Here is a 15,748-nt window from a genome sequence, read left to right on the forward strand (position 1 = left end):
GAATACTAGTCATTGTACACAGAAGAAATGCAGTTTAAATAAAGTTAAGATAAACTTTATCTTCTTTATAAAAAATTTAGAACTTATCATATACTGCTACAATCTTCGAAGTTTGCTCGTTACCTTATCCATGGAATGCCACTTATAATTTCTATAACTAATTATGTTGTATTTGTACTTTCTTAGGTATTTCATCTATTTGTACTTCTTCCCATTCCATACCATAACTTCCTTTAGATCTAATCTTTAAATATGCTCCTATTCTTAAATGTTTTGAAGCAGTCATCGCAATCTTTTGCTCTTGACCAGATTCATTATATCCTTTGAATTTATATTCCCATCTAGCAAAACCTTTGTTTTCAGCTCCATATTTACCATCATTATCAACAACAGCATAATAAATATCTTCTTTAATAAATGGATTGAATTGATCTACAATCGGTCCCCCCTTTCCTATAAGTAATGTAACTCCAACTATAATCAATACGATAAACGAACTTATTTTTTTCATGAAACTTTCTATTCTCCTCTTCTCAGATACTTCCCCTTAAAGGACTTCCTCTAAATCCATCGCAGCGCTATTACGTATTAAAATGTAACCAAATTTCCTAGTGCTCTTCTAATTAAATTGGCAATAAGATAATAAATTGAATAACCCCATTTTCATATTCTGCTCGAATTTCTCCTTTGTGCAATTCAACAATGCTTTTTGCAATTGCAAGTCCCAAACCTGAACCTTCTACAGCTCTACTTCTCGATTGATCTTTTTTATAAAAACGCTCAAACAAATTCTCTAATTCTATTTTTGTAAATTCTTCACTATGATTCGCTATAGAAATTTTGATATGCTGTTCTTCTCTTTGAAGTAAAACCCGAATTTCTGCTTTATCTATACTGTATTTAATTGCATTTATTAAAAGATTTTCAAACACACGTACCATTTTTTCTGAGTCCACAACAGCATATATACGATCTTCTTGAAATTCTTTTACAAAAGAAATATTATGCTCCTCCGCTTGTGGTACTAGCTCTTCTATTAATTGATCAAGTAGTTCATTTATACACACTTCTTGCGAATCTAACGCCATATTTTCATCTGTTAGTTTTGTATACTCAAACAAATCTTCTATTAACATCTTCAACTGCTCTGATTTTGAAAATGCAATTTTTATATACTCATCATGCTGTTCTTTATTTTCATATTTCGCATCACCTAGTAAACGTAAATACCCCATAATAGAAGTAAGTGGTGTTCTTAAATCATGTGATACATTTGTAATCAATTCACTTTTTTGCTTCTCTATTTGTTTTTCCTTTTCTATATTAGCCAAAAGCTTTTCTGCCATTTGATTAATATTAGAAGTTAATAAACCTATTTCATCTTGACCTGCCTGTTTGATTTTATATTGTAAATTACCTTTCGAAAACTCCCTTACTCCTTCTGCCATCGCTTCAATCTGATTCATCTTCCTTTTCGTTATATAAAAGAAAGATAGTATAAAAGTGATAAAACCTAGTAAAGATGGAAATGGGCTGCTATCATTCACTATATACTTCACATTTCCTTGTGGTATACCACTTGCAATGATATACATATTTTCCGTATTAACAGTAACCGGATAAAAAGTTGTAAACTCCTTACGCTTTTGTTCAGTTCCATCTTGAATTAAATTTTGCGCCTCTACATATCGTACTTGATCCATTTTAAAATCCATCACATTACGCATCGTCTCATGAAGATTGATTTGTTCTTCCGGCGCTCCCTTTGTTTTATAAACGACTTTCCCATTCTCATCTATTATTAAAATCTTCAGTTGATTTTGGTGATTCAATTGATCAAGCAATTCTTGTATATTAATTTCCTTACCTTCCTCGGTTATACTTTCAACAAGCCTTTGTGTCTGTCCATCAATGGCTTCCATACCTGATGCATAATCAATGATAGAAATTTTATTCGCATCCTCGAAAAAAGAAGATGAAGACCATCCTACTAATACCCCGAGTAACGTACAAAAAGTAAATGTAGCCATTAGCTGTATCCGTATGCTCTTTTCCAAATAACTCACTATTTTACCTATCATTTTTTTAAAAACTTGATTCATCCATATTATCGGTTCAAATATCTTTCTCAATCTTATAGCCAACTCCCCATACCGTTTTAATGTACCGAGGCTTCCTTGGAATCGCCTCTATCTTTTCACGTATTTTCCGAATATGTACCATCACAGTATTATCGGATTGGAAAGCTTGCTCTTTCCATACTCTTTCATAAATTTGTGCTGCATTTAATACCATTCCTTGATTTCGTGCAAGCAATTCTAATACCTCAAACTCTCTCGGTGTCAATTTCGCCTCTTTATTTGCAATAATGACCTGCCGTGTTACTATATTAATTTTCATATCTCCAATTTCTATTTCATTTTCATCCTGTACACTTGTCCCGCTCATTTTCATATATCTCCGAAGTTGTGATTTAATACGAGCAATGAGTTCCAGTGGATTAAATGGTTTGGCTACGTAATCATCTGCCCCAGTTGTTAATCCTAAAATCTTGTCCATATCTTGCGTTTTTGCCGAAAGCATAATAATAGGCATTTCCGCTATTTCTCTCACTTTCATACACATATGAATACCATCTATTTTCGGCATCATAATATCAAGGACGATTAGATGCACGTCTCTTTTCTTTACTATTTCTAAACCCTCTTCACCATCTCCAGCTTGTAATACTTCGTAACCTTCATTCTTCAAATAGATAGTGATAAGTTTTCTAATTTCCTTCTCATCGTCCACGATAAGTATCGTTCCTTTACTCACAAAATCTCCTCCAGCATCATTTACCAAACTATGAATGTTGCTTTATTTCACTCACTACTGCATTCCTCTTTTGAATGTACACATAAGAAATGATAGTAATAATCATAATGCCCCCACCTAAATACATCCCATATTTCGTCGCAAGTGCTACAATCGTTTCTATCTGTTTTCCGAATAGAGAGCCCAGCATAAAATAAGCTAGCGTCCAAACAAGTCCTGCCATATAGGAATACAATGCATACGTTTTAAATGACATATTATTCATTCCAACCAAATACGGTACGATATGTCTCACAACGGGGATAAAATAACTTATTACTAATGCATAATGACCATATTTCCCTACTATTTCTTGTGATTTTAAAAGGTACTTCGCCTTTTTCTTTTTCATCAATTTATTAAGCACTTTTATGCCAAATATTTTCCCCAGTATATACCCTAAAGAAAGACCTGATACAACACCTAAATACGTTAATAAAAAGGCTGGAATCATACTTAATATCCCCATTGATGATACAAATCCACCGCTCATGACAATCATTTCATCTGGAATCGGCATACCGATAATACCAAGCCATAAACAAAAAAATAGTGCCCAATAACCATACTGCTCAATGTATGACATTAATTCATGTAACTCCATTATGCATATGCTCTCCTTAGCTCTTTTCTACAACTAAAGACGTAAGCTGGTGGGAAATTAAGCCACACCTTTTCTAGTGTAATTTCAGGAAAGAAATTCTGTATAAATCCTTTTTTCACAAGTGAATATTGAAATGTAATAAATTCCCCGTTCTCATGTATCGTTTCCATTACACTGTTTAAAATGCGCTTTGAAACCTCTTCTCGTAAAGAAGTAAAAGGCAATCCTGATAAGACGTAATCAATACATTCTATATTTAATTGTTCCATATACTTCTTTATATTTTCAGCTGAACCGTGTATAACAATCACGTTCTGCTCATCTTTAAATTTTCTCTTTAACTCTTTAAAAAATACTTCATTAATTTCAACAAGGAGAAATATTGTCTCCTTCTTCTTTCTCTTCATAATCTCTTTCGTAAAAGCTCCTGTACCAGGCCCTAGCTCTACAATGCATTTCGCTCTATTAAAATCAATTACATCTACCATTTTCCTTGCTAATATTTTTGAGCTCGGTACAACCGCACCAATATGTTTCGGATGTTTTATAAATTCAGTTAAGAATGTTATGAGCTGCATATACTCCCTCTCCATTCGTTCAATAGTTTTTAACTTGTGTTTAAGTATAACTATCGTTTCTTAACAAATATTGAGGAGATTTCTTAAGATTTTATGAAGATGAAGGAAATCTTCATCTTTACTATAAACAAACATAAAAAATTGAATTCCAAAGATAAGCGCATCAAACATATACAAATAAGTCAGCTTGTTTATTTACCATGAATGATCATGATCCTACTCCGATTTTGTATAGCGAAGTTACTATTTTTATGTTAAAATCCTCTAAGATATTTGGAATTAGTATAGAAATCATTTTTGGAGGCTTTATGAATAATCAAAACGATAATAAATCAAATGCATTATTTGCAGCTATACAAATAGTGCTACCACTTTTATTACCTATTCTTGTCCCTACCTTTTTAATAGTGGGAATGAAAAAGTGGATGCCCGATGAAGTTAAGTATCCAAGCATAATATCATTGTTCGCATTATGTATGGGATTTTTCATAGTAGGAATTCTCTTCTCTATTGTTTTACGTTTATGTAAATTATCTGAGGAAAAATTAAAGGAATTAGGATTTTTAGGATTTACACTTTCGGCTGTTAGCACATTTCTAAGTTTTTATGTAGGTTACTTTTGGTTGGCAGACCTTAACTTCACATCAGTTGAATTATCACCTCATGCCGTATTAATTTTCGCTATTTTATGTACCTTGCTATTAGAAGGTATTTTTAAAGTAATGGACATGTTTGATAGTTCGGACGAAAATAAAGCTCACGTATAGACAAAAAAAGCATTCGACTAACATGTTAGTCGGATGCTTTTTTACTAAGATAAAAACAACTCTTGCATTACTTCGCACTCACAATCTTATAATAAGAACGAACTGTTAAGAAGTAATATCCGATATAAATAACGCTATATACTCCGATACTAATTAGAAGCGGAACCATAATTTCAAATGGTAGTATGTTTCCTAAACCTTTTAATGCAAACAAACTGTGTAGAATTCCGATTACTAGTGGAATTGCAAAGATAAAGCTCACTTGTTTTGCAATAGCTTTCTTCATCTCTTGTTTCGTTACACCAACTTTATGAAGGACAATGTAACGATCACGGTCAGCACTTGCTTCTGTAAGCTGCTTGAAGTAAATAATGGAGCCTGTCGCTAATAGGAAGACTAAGCCTAAGAATAGTCCGATGAACATCATTAGTCCAGTTGCTTCAAGTCCCATATGGAAACCAGTGTAGAAGTCTCTAAATGGTGGTGCCATTTCTGATTCACCAGCTGGCATCACTTTTGTTAATTTTTCTGTTAATACTTTACTGTTTCTTTCATCTTTTACATCAATATTTTTTACAACACGTGTTCCAAATGCTTGCTTCGCTTGTTCATACATTTCATCTGGAACGACAACAACTAATTCACCTAAGTTCGTAATTGCAGTATTATTTACACCTTGGATCGTCAATGTCTTCGTTTCATTTCCAATTTGGAATACCGCTTTATTTCCTTTATATTCAGGGCTAAACTCATACCCTTCCATATAAGAACTATCATATATAAATGCTTCGCCAGTAGCTACATTCACTGTTTCCGCATCGATTTTTTTCGCAATTTTGTTGAATTCAGATTGAGATATAAACTGATATTTCTCTGAGATCGTGTAATTCATATTAAGAATGAAATCAACTTTATCTCCTTCGAACTTCCCTTTGACAGGAACCGTTTCAATTTCAAATTGATCTTTAACAGGGTGATCCTGCTTTTCCTCCACAAGAATTGCATTTACTTTCTTATCCAATTCTGCATCTTTTTTTTCATAAGAGTAACTGTATGGCATGGATGTTTTTGATTGCGTAAATGTGTTGTAATACATCGTAACTGACGTACCAACCGCTGTTAATGTCACTGCACTTAAAATAGATATTGTCGCAAGTGACTTTGCATTTCCTTTAATACGGTATAGTAACTGTGACGTCGTTATCATATTCATACCATTATAAAACGCTGACTTATTATTTCTTGCACGTTTCAATACGAATACTGTAAAGAACATAAATAGTAAATACGTACCTAATACTGTTGCAAGTAATATATAAAGTGCAACTACCATAAAGTTTGCATACATAACTGCCTTCATAAACATTAACGCTAAGAAATAACCTGAGCCGATTAAGAAAACTGAAATTAACGCCATAATGACAGAGCCTTTTGGCATTGCTTCTCCTTCACGTTCTGCTCGGAAAAGTTCAATTAGCTTAAATCGATAAATTAAACGATATCCTTGAAGTGATGTATACAAAATAATTACAAAGAAAATAATTGCTGTATCAATAACTGCAGCCATCGGTACTTCAAAATGAACATTTAAGTTTATTCCCATCATATTTATTAGTAGTTCAAGGAATAGTTTTGAAAGAACGCTACCGATGGCAATACCGATTACTAATGACATTAATCCCATTAACATATTTTCATAAAAGAGCATTTTACCAATCTGTCTTTTACGAATACCTAATAAAGAATATAACCCAACTTCCTTTTTTCGCTTTCGTGTAAAGAAACCGTTCGAATATATAATGAACACTGCTACGAAAATAATAAGCATCACGCTTGAAACTTGGAACGCTCCACTAATCTTTTTAGAAGCTTCCGCTGCTTTTTCCATTTGTGAATTGTATTGCAGTGCTTTAAATGTAAAATAAATGACGATACTAAAAATCATAGATGCAAAATATACAAAGTAGTCTTTAAAGTTCCGCTGTATGTTGCGGAGGGCAATGCTAGATAAGGTCATCAGCCATACCTCCAGAAATGGAAGACATTACGTCAACGACTTTTTGGAAGAACTGTTTACGTGTTGATTCACCGCGGTGCAATTCTTTATATAACTCACCATCTTTAATGAAAATAACTCGTTTACAATAACTCGCCGCAAACGCATCGTGCGTTACCATTAAAATTGTAGAGTTATCATATTCATTTAACGACTTCATACTTTCTAATAAATCTGTCGCTGATTTAGAATCAAGCGCTCCCGTCGGCTCGTCACCAAATATCATACTAGGACTTGTAACAATCGCACGCGATGCTGCGCAGCGCTGCTTCTGTCCGCCCGACACTTGATATGGGAACTGACTTAAAATATGATCAATACCGAATTTCTTTGAGATTTCAAGAACGCGGCGATCAATCTCACTTGCTTTCACCTTTGATAACGCAAGAGGTAACGCAATGTTCTCTTTTACCGTTAACGTATCTAATAAATTATAATCTTGGAAAATGAACCCTAAATGATCGCGGCGGAATAACGCTAACTTATCATCGTTCATCTTCACGATATCTTTTCCATCAATTAAAATTTCACCGTTCGTCGCATTATCAATTGTAGAAAGAACGTTTAGTAAAGTAGTCTTACCCGAACCAGAAGGTCCCATAATTCCAACGAACTCACCTTCTTTTACTTGTAAGTTAATACCTTTTAACGCTGCAAATTTATTACCACCCGTGTCATACACTTTTTCGATATTCTTTGCTTCTAACACTGTTTTCATCTCGACATCCCTCATTTCTTCTATTCTCTATTTTCAACTATATACACTCTCTACTCTTGCCACTATCGATGTTTCTTACACAAACATGACAGTTATGTAAGGCCGGTAAGTAGAGAAATCAAAATTTAACATACTGAACAAAAGTACTTTGTTACTATAACATTGGGATATCATGCCATCCATTCATTCTCCTTACAGGAACATTACAATTTTGTAAGGTTAAAAATGTACCCTACAAAGTTGTGCATGAAATGTCGGATGGACCTGTTTTTTTCCTGCTATTCTATTTAACAAGGAGGTCATGATATGGATTCACTTAAAAACATGAATGCGGCAATGCAATATATTGAAAACAACCTAACAGATGAAATTGATTTTAAAGAAGTCGCAAAAATAGCTTTCTGCTCCGAATATCATTTCAAAAGAATGTTCTCTTTCCTAGCTGGCGTATCACTATCAGAATATATTCGCTGTAGACGTCTTACTCTTGCTGCTTTTGAACTAAAAGATAGCGCTGCAAAAGTCATTGATGTTGCTATAAAATATGGGTACAACTCGCCAGATTCTTTTACACGTGCTTTTCAAAACTTGCACGGCATAACACCTTCAGAGGCCCGAAATAGTAGTCATTCTTTGAAAGCTTATTCACCAATGACCTTCCAGTTATCGATTCAAGGAGGAAATGAAATGAACTATCGAATTGAAGAAAAAGAGCCATTTCAAATCATTGGTATTACAAAACGCGTACCGATTGTATTTAACGGTGTAAATGAAGAAATTGCTTCTATGTGGAAAAGCTTAGATCCAGGGACCATTCAAACATTAAAGTCCCTTTCAAACATGGAACCTACTGGAATTATTAGTGCTTCTACTAACTTTTCTGAAGGAAGAATGGAGGAAAATGGAGAACTCGACCACTACATTGGAGTAGCCTCAATGAAAGATTGTCCAGAGCAATTCGCACAACTTGAAGCCGCAGCTTCAACGTGGGCCGTATTTGAAGCTGTCGGTCCATTTCCTGAAACATTACAAAATGTATGGGGACGCATTTATTCCGAATGGTTTCCTTCCTCAAACTATGAACTAGCAGAAGGACCAGAAATATTGTGGAATGAACAGAAAGATACATCCTCCCCAAACTTTAAAAGTGAAATTTGGATACCGGTTTTGAAGAAATAAAAAATAAAGCTGCTCCTCCTTAAAAGGAAAAGCAGCTTTTATTTATATTTTTAGTTCTTTTTTATAAGCGACGTAGGAATATCCCATTGTTAATCCTACTGCACCAACAATAATGCCAATGATTAGGAAAGTTTTCCACGCTACCGGAGCAAAAATACTTAAAATCATAATAACTCCTAATACAACAAACACCTTTCCACTAAAACGGTGCGTTTTTCTCCACACTTCCTCATTACTTAATGTCCACGGCGTTTTTATACCGACAAAGTAGTTTGGTTTGCACTGTGGTAAATAGTTGCCGATGACTATAAATAAAATACCAACTAATAATTCAGGCACTCGATTAATGAATAAGTTGTATCCTAATCCACTTGTAATAATATCTATGTTCCCTACAAATAGTAGCAATAATATTCCGTTATTCATCATCATAAAAGCTTTAGAAAACTTCTCGTAATTTGCTTTCTTTGGGTCAATTTTTGGTAATACATTTAGAAATATATATAACACAATCATAATTCCAACCATCGAAATCATTCCATAAAGTTTAGAAGAATAACCATCTGCCTTACCGCCGCTCCAATGTGTCGCAATTGTATCCGGCAAATGTGGCCAAGCAAACGCCCAAGCTAAACAAGTTGTAACAATTAATATAATTGCAAAAAGATGCTTCTTCATTTCCCCTCTTCCCCCTTATTCGTAAACGTAAACACCCAAGTTAATAAATCTTGAAAGACAGTTGTGTTTAAAGAGTACATAACAAATTGACCTTTCTTTTCATCTTGAATAAGTTCAGCATTTTTAAGCGCGCTTAAATGATGTGAAATACTTGGTTTTGTCATATTAAATTGTTCAGCAATTTCTCCAGCGGTTAAATCACCTTCTTTTAATAAATCTAAAATTTTTCGCCTTGTTGGGTCTGCTAATGCTTTGAATGCTTGATTCAATGTCTTTCTTCCTTTCGATAATTAGACATTTAGATATTTATCTAAATATTAAACAACTTCCAATTAATTGTCAATTATGCATACGCCCTTTTTACTTTTCACACTTTTGACCTATACTGTTTATTAGCCTACATTTCAACATAATGAAAAGACTTGAAACACATGATACACTATAGCTACAATTGTTTTTTTAGGAGGAATATACATATGTACAAAATTTTAATCGTTGAAGACGATCCAAATATTTCATCATTACTACAATCTCACATTCAAAAATATGGCTATGAAGCTGTTGTTGCAGAGAACTTCGATGATATTATGGAATCGTTTAACGCAGTGAAACCACATCTTGTTTTACTCGATGTAAACTTACCGAAATTCGATGGTTTCTATTGGTGCCGTCAAATTCGTCATGAATCTACTTGTCCAATTATTTTCATTTCAGCGCGTGCTGGCGAGATGGAACAAATTATGGCGATTGAAAGCGGTGCGGATGATTATATTACAAAACCGTTCCACTATGACGTTGTAATGGCGAAAATTAAAGGTCAATTACGCCGTATTTACGGTGATTATGCGCCAAATATTTCTGAACGTATCGTTGAAGTAGAAGGTTTAAAACTATTCCCAGAACGCCCAGAAATCCATTTCGGTGCTGAACAAGTTCTTTTAACGAAAAAAGAAGCTATTTTAGCAGAAATGTTATTATCTAAATTCCCTCGTACAGCGAGCCGTGAAGATTTATTAGCTGCCCTATGGGATGACGAAAGTTTCGTTGAGGAAAATACATTAAACGTAAACATTACGCGTCTTCGTAAAAAGTTCAATGAGCTTGGTATTGAAAATGCTATTGAAACAGTACGTGGACTTGGGTATCGTTTTAACGCAACTTGGAGTGAATAAGCATGAAGCTATTTTTACGTGATCATTTTGCATTTTTTCTACTATATGTATTAAACTTCGGCATCATTTTCGTTCTTTATGATGCAGTAGATGGATTTCAAAATAATAAATTTTACTTCGTCGTTTTAAGTTTATATTTATTCATTTGTTTCCTCGCTTATCGTTACGTCCGCAATCGTAGAATGTACCATAGATTAAGTGAGCAACCAGAGAAAATGGAAGATGCGTTTATTGAAAGAGCAACTGCTCCGATGCCTCACGGTGTAAATGAACTCGTGCGCACGCAGTATCGTCTATTCCAAAAAGAACTACAATCGTATGAAGTAAAACAACAAGAACATCAATTATTCATTAACCACTGGGTGCATCAAATGAAGACACCTGTTTCTGTTATGCAGCTTATGGTGCTCGAAATGGAAGATGAACATTTGATTCCGAAATTCAAAAAAGAATTAGAACGATTAAATCAAGGGCTCGATATGGCTTTATATATGGCAAGGTTAAATAACTTCCATGAAGATTTCCATGTTGAGACGATTTCATTAAAAGATGCGGTAACAAAAAATATTAACGGATTAAAAGAACTATTCATTCGAAACGGGGTCTTCCCTGTTTTAGAAGTTCATTCCGATTTAAAAGTTGCTTCTGATGCGAAATGGCTAAAGTTCATCATTTATCAGTTAATGACAAATGCAGTTCGTTACTCTGGTGAGCGCGGAAAGAAAGTATTCCTATCTGCTTACCGAAACGGAAAAGATATTATTTTAGAAGTTCGCGATGAAGGTGTTGGTATTCCGCAAGAAGATATTCGAAGAGTATTTGAACCGTTTTACACTGGGAAAAATGGTCGCGCATTCGGAGAATCTACTGGTATGGGACTTTATATTGTAAGTAAAATTTGTGATTATTTAGGTCACTCTGTCAAACTAGATTCTGAAGTTGGTAAAGGAACGACGATTAAAATCATCTTCCACAACGCTGCAAATAATCAAGCAGAAACTACGGAGAAGGTGACCGAAGCATGATCGGAACATATGCTAGCAAAATGTATGAGAACTTACTCTCATACATTTTTTGCAATAAAACTACATATTTGCCTTCTAGCGAGAGGTACATATTATGACATTTTGGCAATTTGCATTTAAAAATGTAACGCGCAACTCGAGAGCTTATTTTGCTTACTTTGTAAGTAGTTCCTTTTCCATTGCTGTTTTCTTTTCGTTTGCTGTTTACTTATTCCATCCGAAATTACAAAACTTTAGCATGAACGCTGAAATTTCAGGATTAATGATATTTTCAGAAGTTGTAATTGTATTTTTCTCTTTCTTCTTTTTACTATATTCCATTGGTACTTTTTTAAAAGTTAGAAAAAAACAATTCGGAGTTTTGACCGTTTTAGGTATATCGAGAAAGCAATTACATCGTCTCGTTTTTATGGAAAATATGTTAATCGGTATTTTATCTATCTTTTTCGGTATGCAGTTTGGACTTGTATTTTCACAATTTTTCTTATTAGTCACAGCAAAAATTACGCACGTCCCAGGCATATATTTATACTTGCCTATTAACGCCTTTATTTTAACGACTATCGTCTTCCTTAGTCTTTTTATCATTGTATCTACATTCACACCAATGCTTATTCGTACAAAAAAAGCGGTACGCCTTTTAAAAACAAATGGCGGAAAACAAAAAGAAAAAAAACCGTCCATACTTGTTTCCTTATTTGGTGCGATTTGTTTATTAGGTGGTTATGCTTTAGCTGGAAATCCTAAATATTTCGTATCAGTAAGCCCGCAAATAGGTGTTATATATATGGTTTCAAGTATTTTTGTTATCCCAACGCTTGTTACAATCGGGACATATTTTTTCTTTTCACAAATTAGTTTCTTACTCATTTATATTTTAAAGAAAAGAAGAAAGTTTTATATGAAGCGGGTGAATATGCTTTGGATTTCTGATTTAGCAAACCGTATTCGAACGAATATTAATATGCTTTTTATTGTAGCGATGCTCTCTACAATTGCTTTCACAATGATTACGTTCCTATATGGATCTGGGAAGTTTATTAAACTAGAGGTTAATAGAACTTCTCCTTTCCCAATTTCTTATTTTTCTTATGATGCAAATCCTTTTGTTACTGAGCATTTAAATTGGCTTGAACAACAGTTACAAAAAGAGCATTTTCCTTATGAGAAAATCAAAACTGATATATATGAAACACCACTAAGAGAAGATAAAGATGTAGCTATTTATAATGACGTATACGCAATTAAGCAAAGTGACTATAACAAACTTGCTGCTTCTTTACGAATGAAACAACTATTTATGGATGATAACGAAGCATACGTGTTAACGGGGACCTCTTATATCACTATATTTAATGAATTTGAGCAAAGCTACAAAAGAGATTACATTACACTCTCTAGTACAAATACGAAATTAAAAGTAAAAGGCTATGAGCATGTTAATGCAATTCCATCTGGCTTTTCATATCAAACGATAGTTTTACCTGATATTCTCGTAAATAACTTACCCAACACGGTAAAACATATATCAGCATACAATTACAAAATTCAAAACTGGGAACAGACATATAAAATTGCGGATGATTTTATAGAAAAGGTGCAAAAAGATCGAAATAATTCCCAGTATGAAGGGCCTCTTATTCGATCCTTTGAATCAGCAGGAACGTTATATAAAATAACGTCTGGTAGTGCCGCATTCTTCCTAATCGGAACATTTTTAGGAGTTATTTTCTTCATTGGAGCTGGTAGCGTTCTTTACTTTAGAATGTATACAGATTTGACGAATGAACAAGAGAAGTATATAACAATCTCTAAGATCGGTGTGACAGATAAAGAGATGAAACGATCTGCAACCATTCAGCTTAGTATTTTATTTTTCGTTCCTTACATTATGGCATCCATTCATACAATGTTTGCAACGAAAATGCTACAAGATGTAATAGATCTATCTTTGTTCAAAGAAGTTGCAGCCGTTCTTATTATTTTTGGAGTCGTTGAAATTGTATTTTTCTTATTCATTCGTTCACTTTACATGCAAAAATTATCACAATATACGAATGGACAAATTATTTAAGACAAACGTGATAAAAAGAGTATCTTTCATACTCTTTTTATCTTCACTTTATTAGGAGGTTCAGTTGAATGACATTTTGGCAGTTTGCATTCAAAAACGTAACCCGGAACGCCAGAGCTTATTTCGCCTATTTTGTAAGTAGTGCGTTTTCCATTGCAATTTTTTTCTCGTTTGCGGTTTATTTATTTCATCCTAAATTGCATATGACAGGCGTGAATGCTGCTCTGAACATATTAATGACAATTTCAGAAGTTGTCATTGTATTCTTTTCTTTTTTCTTTTTACTATATTCAATCGGTACTTTCTTAAAAGTACGAAAAAAACAATTTGGGATTTTAACAGTACTTGGTATATCTCAAAAACAATTAAAAAGACTTGTATTTCTAGAAAACATGTTAATTGGTGTTCTTTCCATATTTTTCGGCATTCAACTTGGACTTGTCTTTTCACAGTTCTTTCTACTAGTTACCGCCAAAATTACACATGTACCTGGTTTATATTTATATTGGCCAACGAGTGCTATTATTTTAACTATGATCATCTTTCTTGGACTCTTCATTCTCGTTTCATCTTTTACGCCGATGCTCATTCGGACGAGAAAGGCTGTACGTCTTTTAAAAGAAGGAACAAAGCAAAAAGAAAGAAAAGCATCCGTGCTCATCTCTCTATTTGGTGCGACATGTTTAATAACTGGATATGTATTAGCAGCAAATCCGTTATATTTTATGTCCCTAGGTGATATGATTGGAATCTTATATGCCGTCTCTAGCATATTTGTTATTCCTTCACTTGTCGCAGCTGGAACATATTTTTTCTTTTCACAAATTAGTTTTTTACTCATTCGTATATTAAAAACGCGAAGAACATTTTATATGAAGCGTACGAATATGCTTTGGATTTCTGATTTAGCAGCGCGCATTCGGACAAACATTAACATGCTCTTTATTGTAGCGATGCTATCAACACTCGCTTTTACTATGATTACATTCTTATACGGTTTTGGGAAATTTACAAAGTTTGATGCAATAAGACAAAACCCTTTCCCTTTTACGTATTTATCACATACTGAAAATACGTTAGCGGATGAACATTTAAATTGGTTAGAACAAAAATTTAATGAAGAGCACTTTACTTATAAAAAACTTAAAACGGATATATATGAAGTATCTTCGGCTGAAGAAAACCCAAAGCTCTATTATGCAATTAAACAAAGTGATTACAATATACTTGCTAAGGCGTTAAATTGGGAACATCTCAACGTGAAAAATAATGAATCTTATATCCTTATAAAAGACATAGATGATCAATTCATTGGCACAATTTATGATACAGAAAGGAAAGATATTCTTACACTTACTCAAAACAGTCTACAGCTCCAAGTGAAAGAATATAAAAATTATAATCCTTTCCCAAACAGCTTAATCTCACAATTACTCATACTATCTGATGAAAATGTAGAAGCATTATCATCAGTTTCAAAACAGATGAGTGTGTATAGCTTTACAGTTAACGATTGGGAAAAAGCTAATAACATCGGTTCGGCATTTATAACAAAAATTGATAATGATAATGAAGCGATTAAGGCTGAGCACCCACCATTCCATGCAAGTGAAGCGAGCGATTCTCTATACACAACTAAACTAAATGTCGCTTCATTCTTCTTAATTGGAACTTTCTTAGGTGTTATTTTCTTTATCGGTGCTGGCAGTGTTCTTTATTTCCGGATGTATACAGATTTAACAAATGAGCAAGAAAAGTATGTAACGATTACAAAAATTGGTTTAACAGAAGCCGAAATGAAACGATCTGCTACCATTCAACTTGCTATTTTATTCTTTGTTCCTTACATTATGGCATCGATTCATACGATGTTTGCGACAAAGATGCTACAAGAAATATTACATCTCTCGTTCTTCGCTGAGATTACAGTCGTACTGATGATTTTTGGAACAGTTGAAGTTATATTTTTCCTTTTAATTCGTTCCTTCTATATGCAAAAATTATCACAACACATTAAGTTCTAAAGGATAGAAAGGTGATT

The 15,748-nt window shown here is 33.7% G+C and carries 15 protein-coding genes; 6 read left to right on the top strand and 9 right to left on the bottom strand.

Annotated elements, in window-relative coordinates; translation table 11 throughout:
* Positions 1–157 precede the first annotated feature (157 nt).
* The 5 genes from AC3WTA_RS11895 to AC3WTA_RS11915 form a co-directional block, all read right to left on the bottom strand.
* Positions 158–511: a YxeA family protein gene (locus AC3WTA_RS11895; protein WP_000724320.1), complete on the bottom strand. Its 354-nt coding sequence runs from the start codon at positions 509–511 to the stop codon at positions 158–160.
* A gap of 112 nt (positions 512–623) precedes the next feature.
* Entirely contained in the window at positions 624–2,132 is a 1,509-nt protein-coding gene (locus tag AC3WTA_RS11900; protein ID WP_001225801.1) for a sensor histidine kinase, read from the bottom strand.
* On the bottom strand, positions 2,116–2,817 hold the full coding sequence (locus tag AC3WTA_RS11905; RefSeq protein WP_000033681.1) for a response regulator transcription factor: 702 nt from the start codon (positions 2,815–2,817) through the stop codon (positions 2,116–2,118). The genes AC3WTA_RS11900 and AC3WTA_RS11905 overlap by 17 nt, the downstream gene beginning before the upstream one ends.
* A gap of 28 nt (positions 2,818–2,845) precedes the next feature.
* Positions 2,846–3,460 (bottom strand): DedA family protein, encoded by a 615-nt coding sequence (locus AC3WTA_RS11910; RefSeq protein ID WP_000418951.1) that lies wholly within the window; start codon positions 3,458–3,460, stop codon positions 2,846–2,848.
* Entirely contained in the window at positions 3,460–4,038 is a 579-nt protein-coding gene (locus AC3WTA_RS11915; protein ID WP_001176096.1) for a class I SAM-dependent methyltransferase, read from the bottom strand. The genes AC3WTA_RS11910 and AC3WTA_RS11915 overlap by 1 nt, the downstream gene beginning before the upstream one ends.
* Positions 4,039–4,346: 308 nt before the next feature.
* Here AC3WTA_RS11915 and AC3WTA_RS11920 point away from each other — a divergent pair, with 308 nt between their 5' ends.
* Positions 4,347–4,805: a hypothetical protein gene (locus tag AC3WTA_RS11920; RefSeq protein WP_001064712.1), complete on the top strand. Its 459-nt coding sequence runs from the start codon at positions 4,347–4,349 to the stop codon at positions 4,803–4,805.
* Between the two features lie 67 nt (positions 4,806–4,872).
* Here AC3WTA_RS11920 and AC3WTA_RS11925 read toward each other — a convergent pair whose 3' ends face one another.
* Entirely contained in the window at positions 4,873–6,822 is a 1,950-nt protein-coding gene (locus AC3WTA_RS11925; protein WP_000176143.1) for an ABC transporter permease, read from the bottom strand.
* Complete coding sequence (locus AC3WTA_RS11930) at positions 6,809–7,579, bottom strand: ABC transporter ATP-binding protein (RefSeq protein WP_000859659.1); 771 nt, start codon at positions 7,577–7,579, stop codon at positions 6,809–6,811. Before AC3WTA_RS11930 ends, AC3WTA_RS11925 begins: the two co-directional genes overlap by 14 nt.
* A gap of 306 nt (positions 7,580–7,885) precedes the next feature.
* Between AC3WTA_RS11930 and AC3WTA_RS11935 the strand changes: the two genes are divergently transcribed.
* Entirely contained in the window at positions 7,886–8,758 is an 873-nt protein-coding gene (locus AC3WTA_RS11935) for an AraC family transcriptional regulator (RefSeq protein ID WP_492332887.1), read from the top strand.
* Positions 8,759–8,800: 42 nt separating this feature from the next.
* Here AC3WTA_RS11935 and AC3WTA_RS11940 read toward each other — a convergent pair whose 3' ends face one another.
* A complete protein-coding gene (locus tag AC3WTA_RS11940) occupies positions 8,801–9,436 on the bottom strand; it encodes an SdpI family protein (RefSeq protein WP_000716341.1) in 636 nt (211 codons plus the stop codon).
* Positions 9,433–9,705 (bottom strand): autorepressor SdpR family transcription factor, encoded by a 273-nt coding sequence (locus AC3WTA_RS11945; RefSeq protein WP_001070539.1) that lies wholly within the window; start codon positions 9,703–9,705, stop codon positions 9,433–9,435. The genes AC3WTA_RS11940 and AC3WTA_RS11945 overlap by 4 nt, the downstream gene beginning before the upstream one ends.
* Positions 9,706–9,912: 207 nt before the next feature.
* On the opposite strand from AC3WTA_RS11945, the gene AC3WTA_RS11950 reads away from it, so the two are divergent.
* From AC3WTA_RS11950 to AC3WTA_RS11965, 4 genes are all read left to right on the top strand, one after another.
* Positions 9,913–10,608, top strand: coding sequence for a response regulator transcription factor (locus AC3WTA_RS11950; protein WP_000276736.1), 696 nt, complete (start codon positions 9,913–9,915; stop codon positions 10,606–10,608).
* Positions 10,609–10,610: 2 nt separating this feature from the next.
* The gene (locus AC3WTA_RS11955) at positions 10,611–11,633 is read left to right on the top strand and encodes a sensor histidine kinase (RefSeq protein ID WP_000765339.1); all 1,023 of its coding nucleotides are present in this window, start codon (positions 10,611–10,613) and stop codon (positions 11,631–11,633) included.
* A 94-nt stretch (positions 11,634–11,727) separates the two neighbouring features.
* On the top strand, positions 11,728–13,707 hold the full coding sequence (locus AC3WTA_RS11960; RefSeq protein WP_000145074.1) for an FtsX-like permease family protein: 1,980 nt from the start codon (positions 11,728–11,730) through the stop codon (positions 13,705–13,707).
* A 68-nt stretch (positions 13,708–13,775) separates the two neighbouring features.
* Positions 13,776–15,731, top strand: a complete 1,956-nt coding sequence (locus tag AC3WTA_RS11965; protein WP_000145019.1) for an ABC transporter permease — start codon at positions 13,776–13,778, stop codon at positions 15,729–15,731.
* Positions 15,732–15,748 lie beyond the last annotated feature (17 nt).

Source organism: Bacillus sp. EB106-07-01-XG149, from assembly GCF_058791555.1.

Excerpts from the sequence above, each read along its gene's own strand:
- AC3WTA_RS11940 (WP_000716341.1), bottom strand. The coding sequence starts at position 9,436 with ATGAAGAAGCATCTTTTTGCAATTATATTAATTGTTACAACTTGTTTA.
- AC3WTA_RS11915 (WP_001176096.1), bottom strand. The coding sequence starts at position 4,038 with ATGCAGCTCATAACATTCTTAACTGAATTTATAAAACATCCGAAACAT.
- AC3WTA_RS11955 (WP_000765339.1), top strand. The coding sequence starts at position 10,611 with ATGAAGCTATTTTTACGTGATCATTTTGCATTTTTTCTACTATATGTA.
- AC3WTA_RS11965 (WP_000145019.1), top strand. The coding sequence starts at position 13,776 with ATGACATTTTGGCAGTTTGCATTCAAAAACGTAACCCGGAACGCCAGA.
- AC3WTA_RS11960 (WP_000145074.1), top strand. The coding sequence starts at position 11,728 with ATGACATTTTGGCAATTTGCATTTAAAAATGTAACGCGCAACTCGAGA.
- AC3WTA_RS11895 (WP_000724320.1), bottom strand. The coding sequence starts at position 511 with ATGAAAAAAATAAGTTCGTTTATCGTATTGATTATAGTTGGAGTTACA.
- AC3WTA_RS11950 (WP_000276736.1), top strand. The coding sequence starts at position 9,913 with ATGTACAAAATTTTAATCGTTGAAGACGATCCAAATATTTCATCATTA.
- AC3WTA_RS11920 (WP_001064712.1), top strand. The coding sequence starts at position 4,347 with ATGAATAATCAAAACGATAATAAATCAAATGCATTATTTGCAGCTATA.
- AC3WTA_RS11910 (WP_000418951.1), bottom strand. The coding sequence starts at position 3,460 with ATGGAGTTACATGAATTAATGTCATACATTGAGCAGTATGGTTATTGG.
- AC3WTA_RS11930 (WP_000859659.1), bottom strand. The coding sequence starts at position 7,579 with ATGAAAACAGTGTTAGAAGCAAAGAATATCGAAAAAGTGTATGACACG.
- AC3WTA_RS11925 (WP_000176143.1), bottom strand. The coding sequence starts at position 6,822 with ATGACCTTATCTAGCATTGCCCTCCGCAACATACAGCGGAACTTTAAA.
- AC3WTA_RS11935 (WP_492332887.1), top strand. The coding sequence starts at position 7,886 with ATGGATTCACTTAAAAACATGAATGCGGCAATGCAATATATTGAAAAC.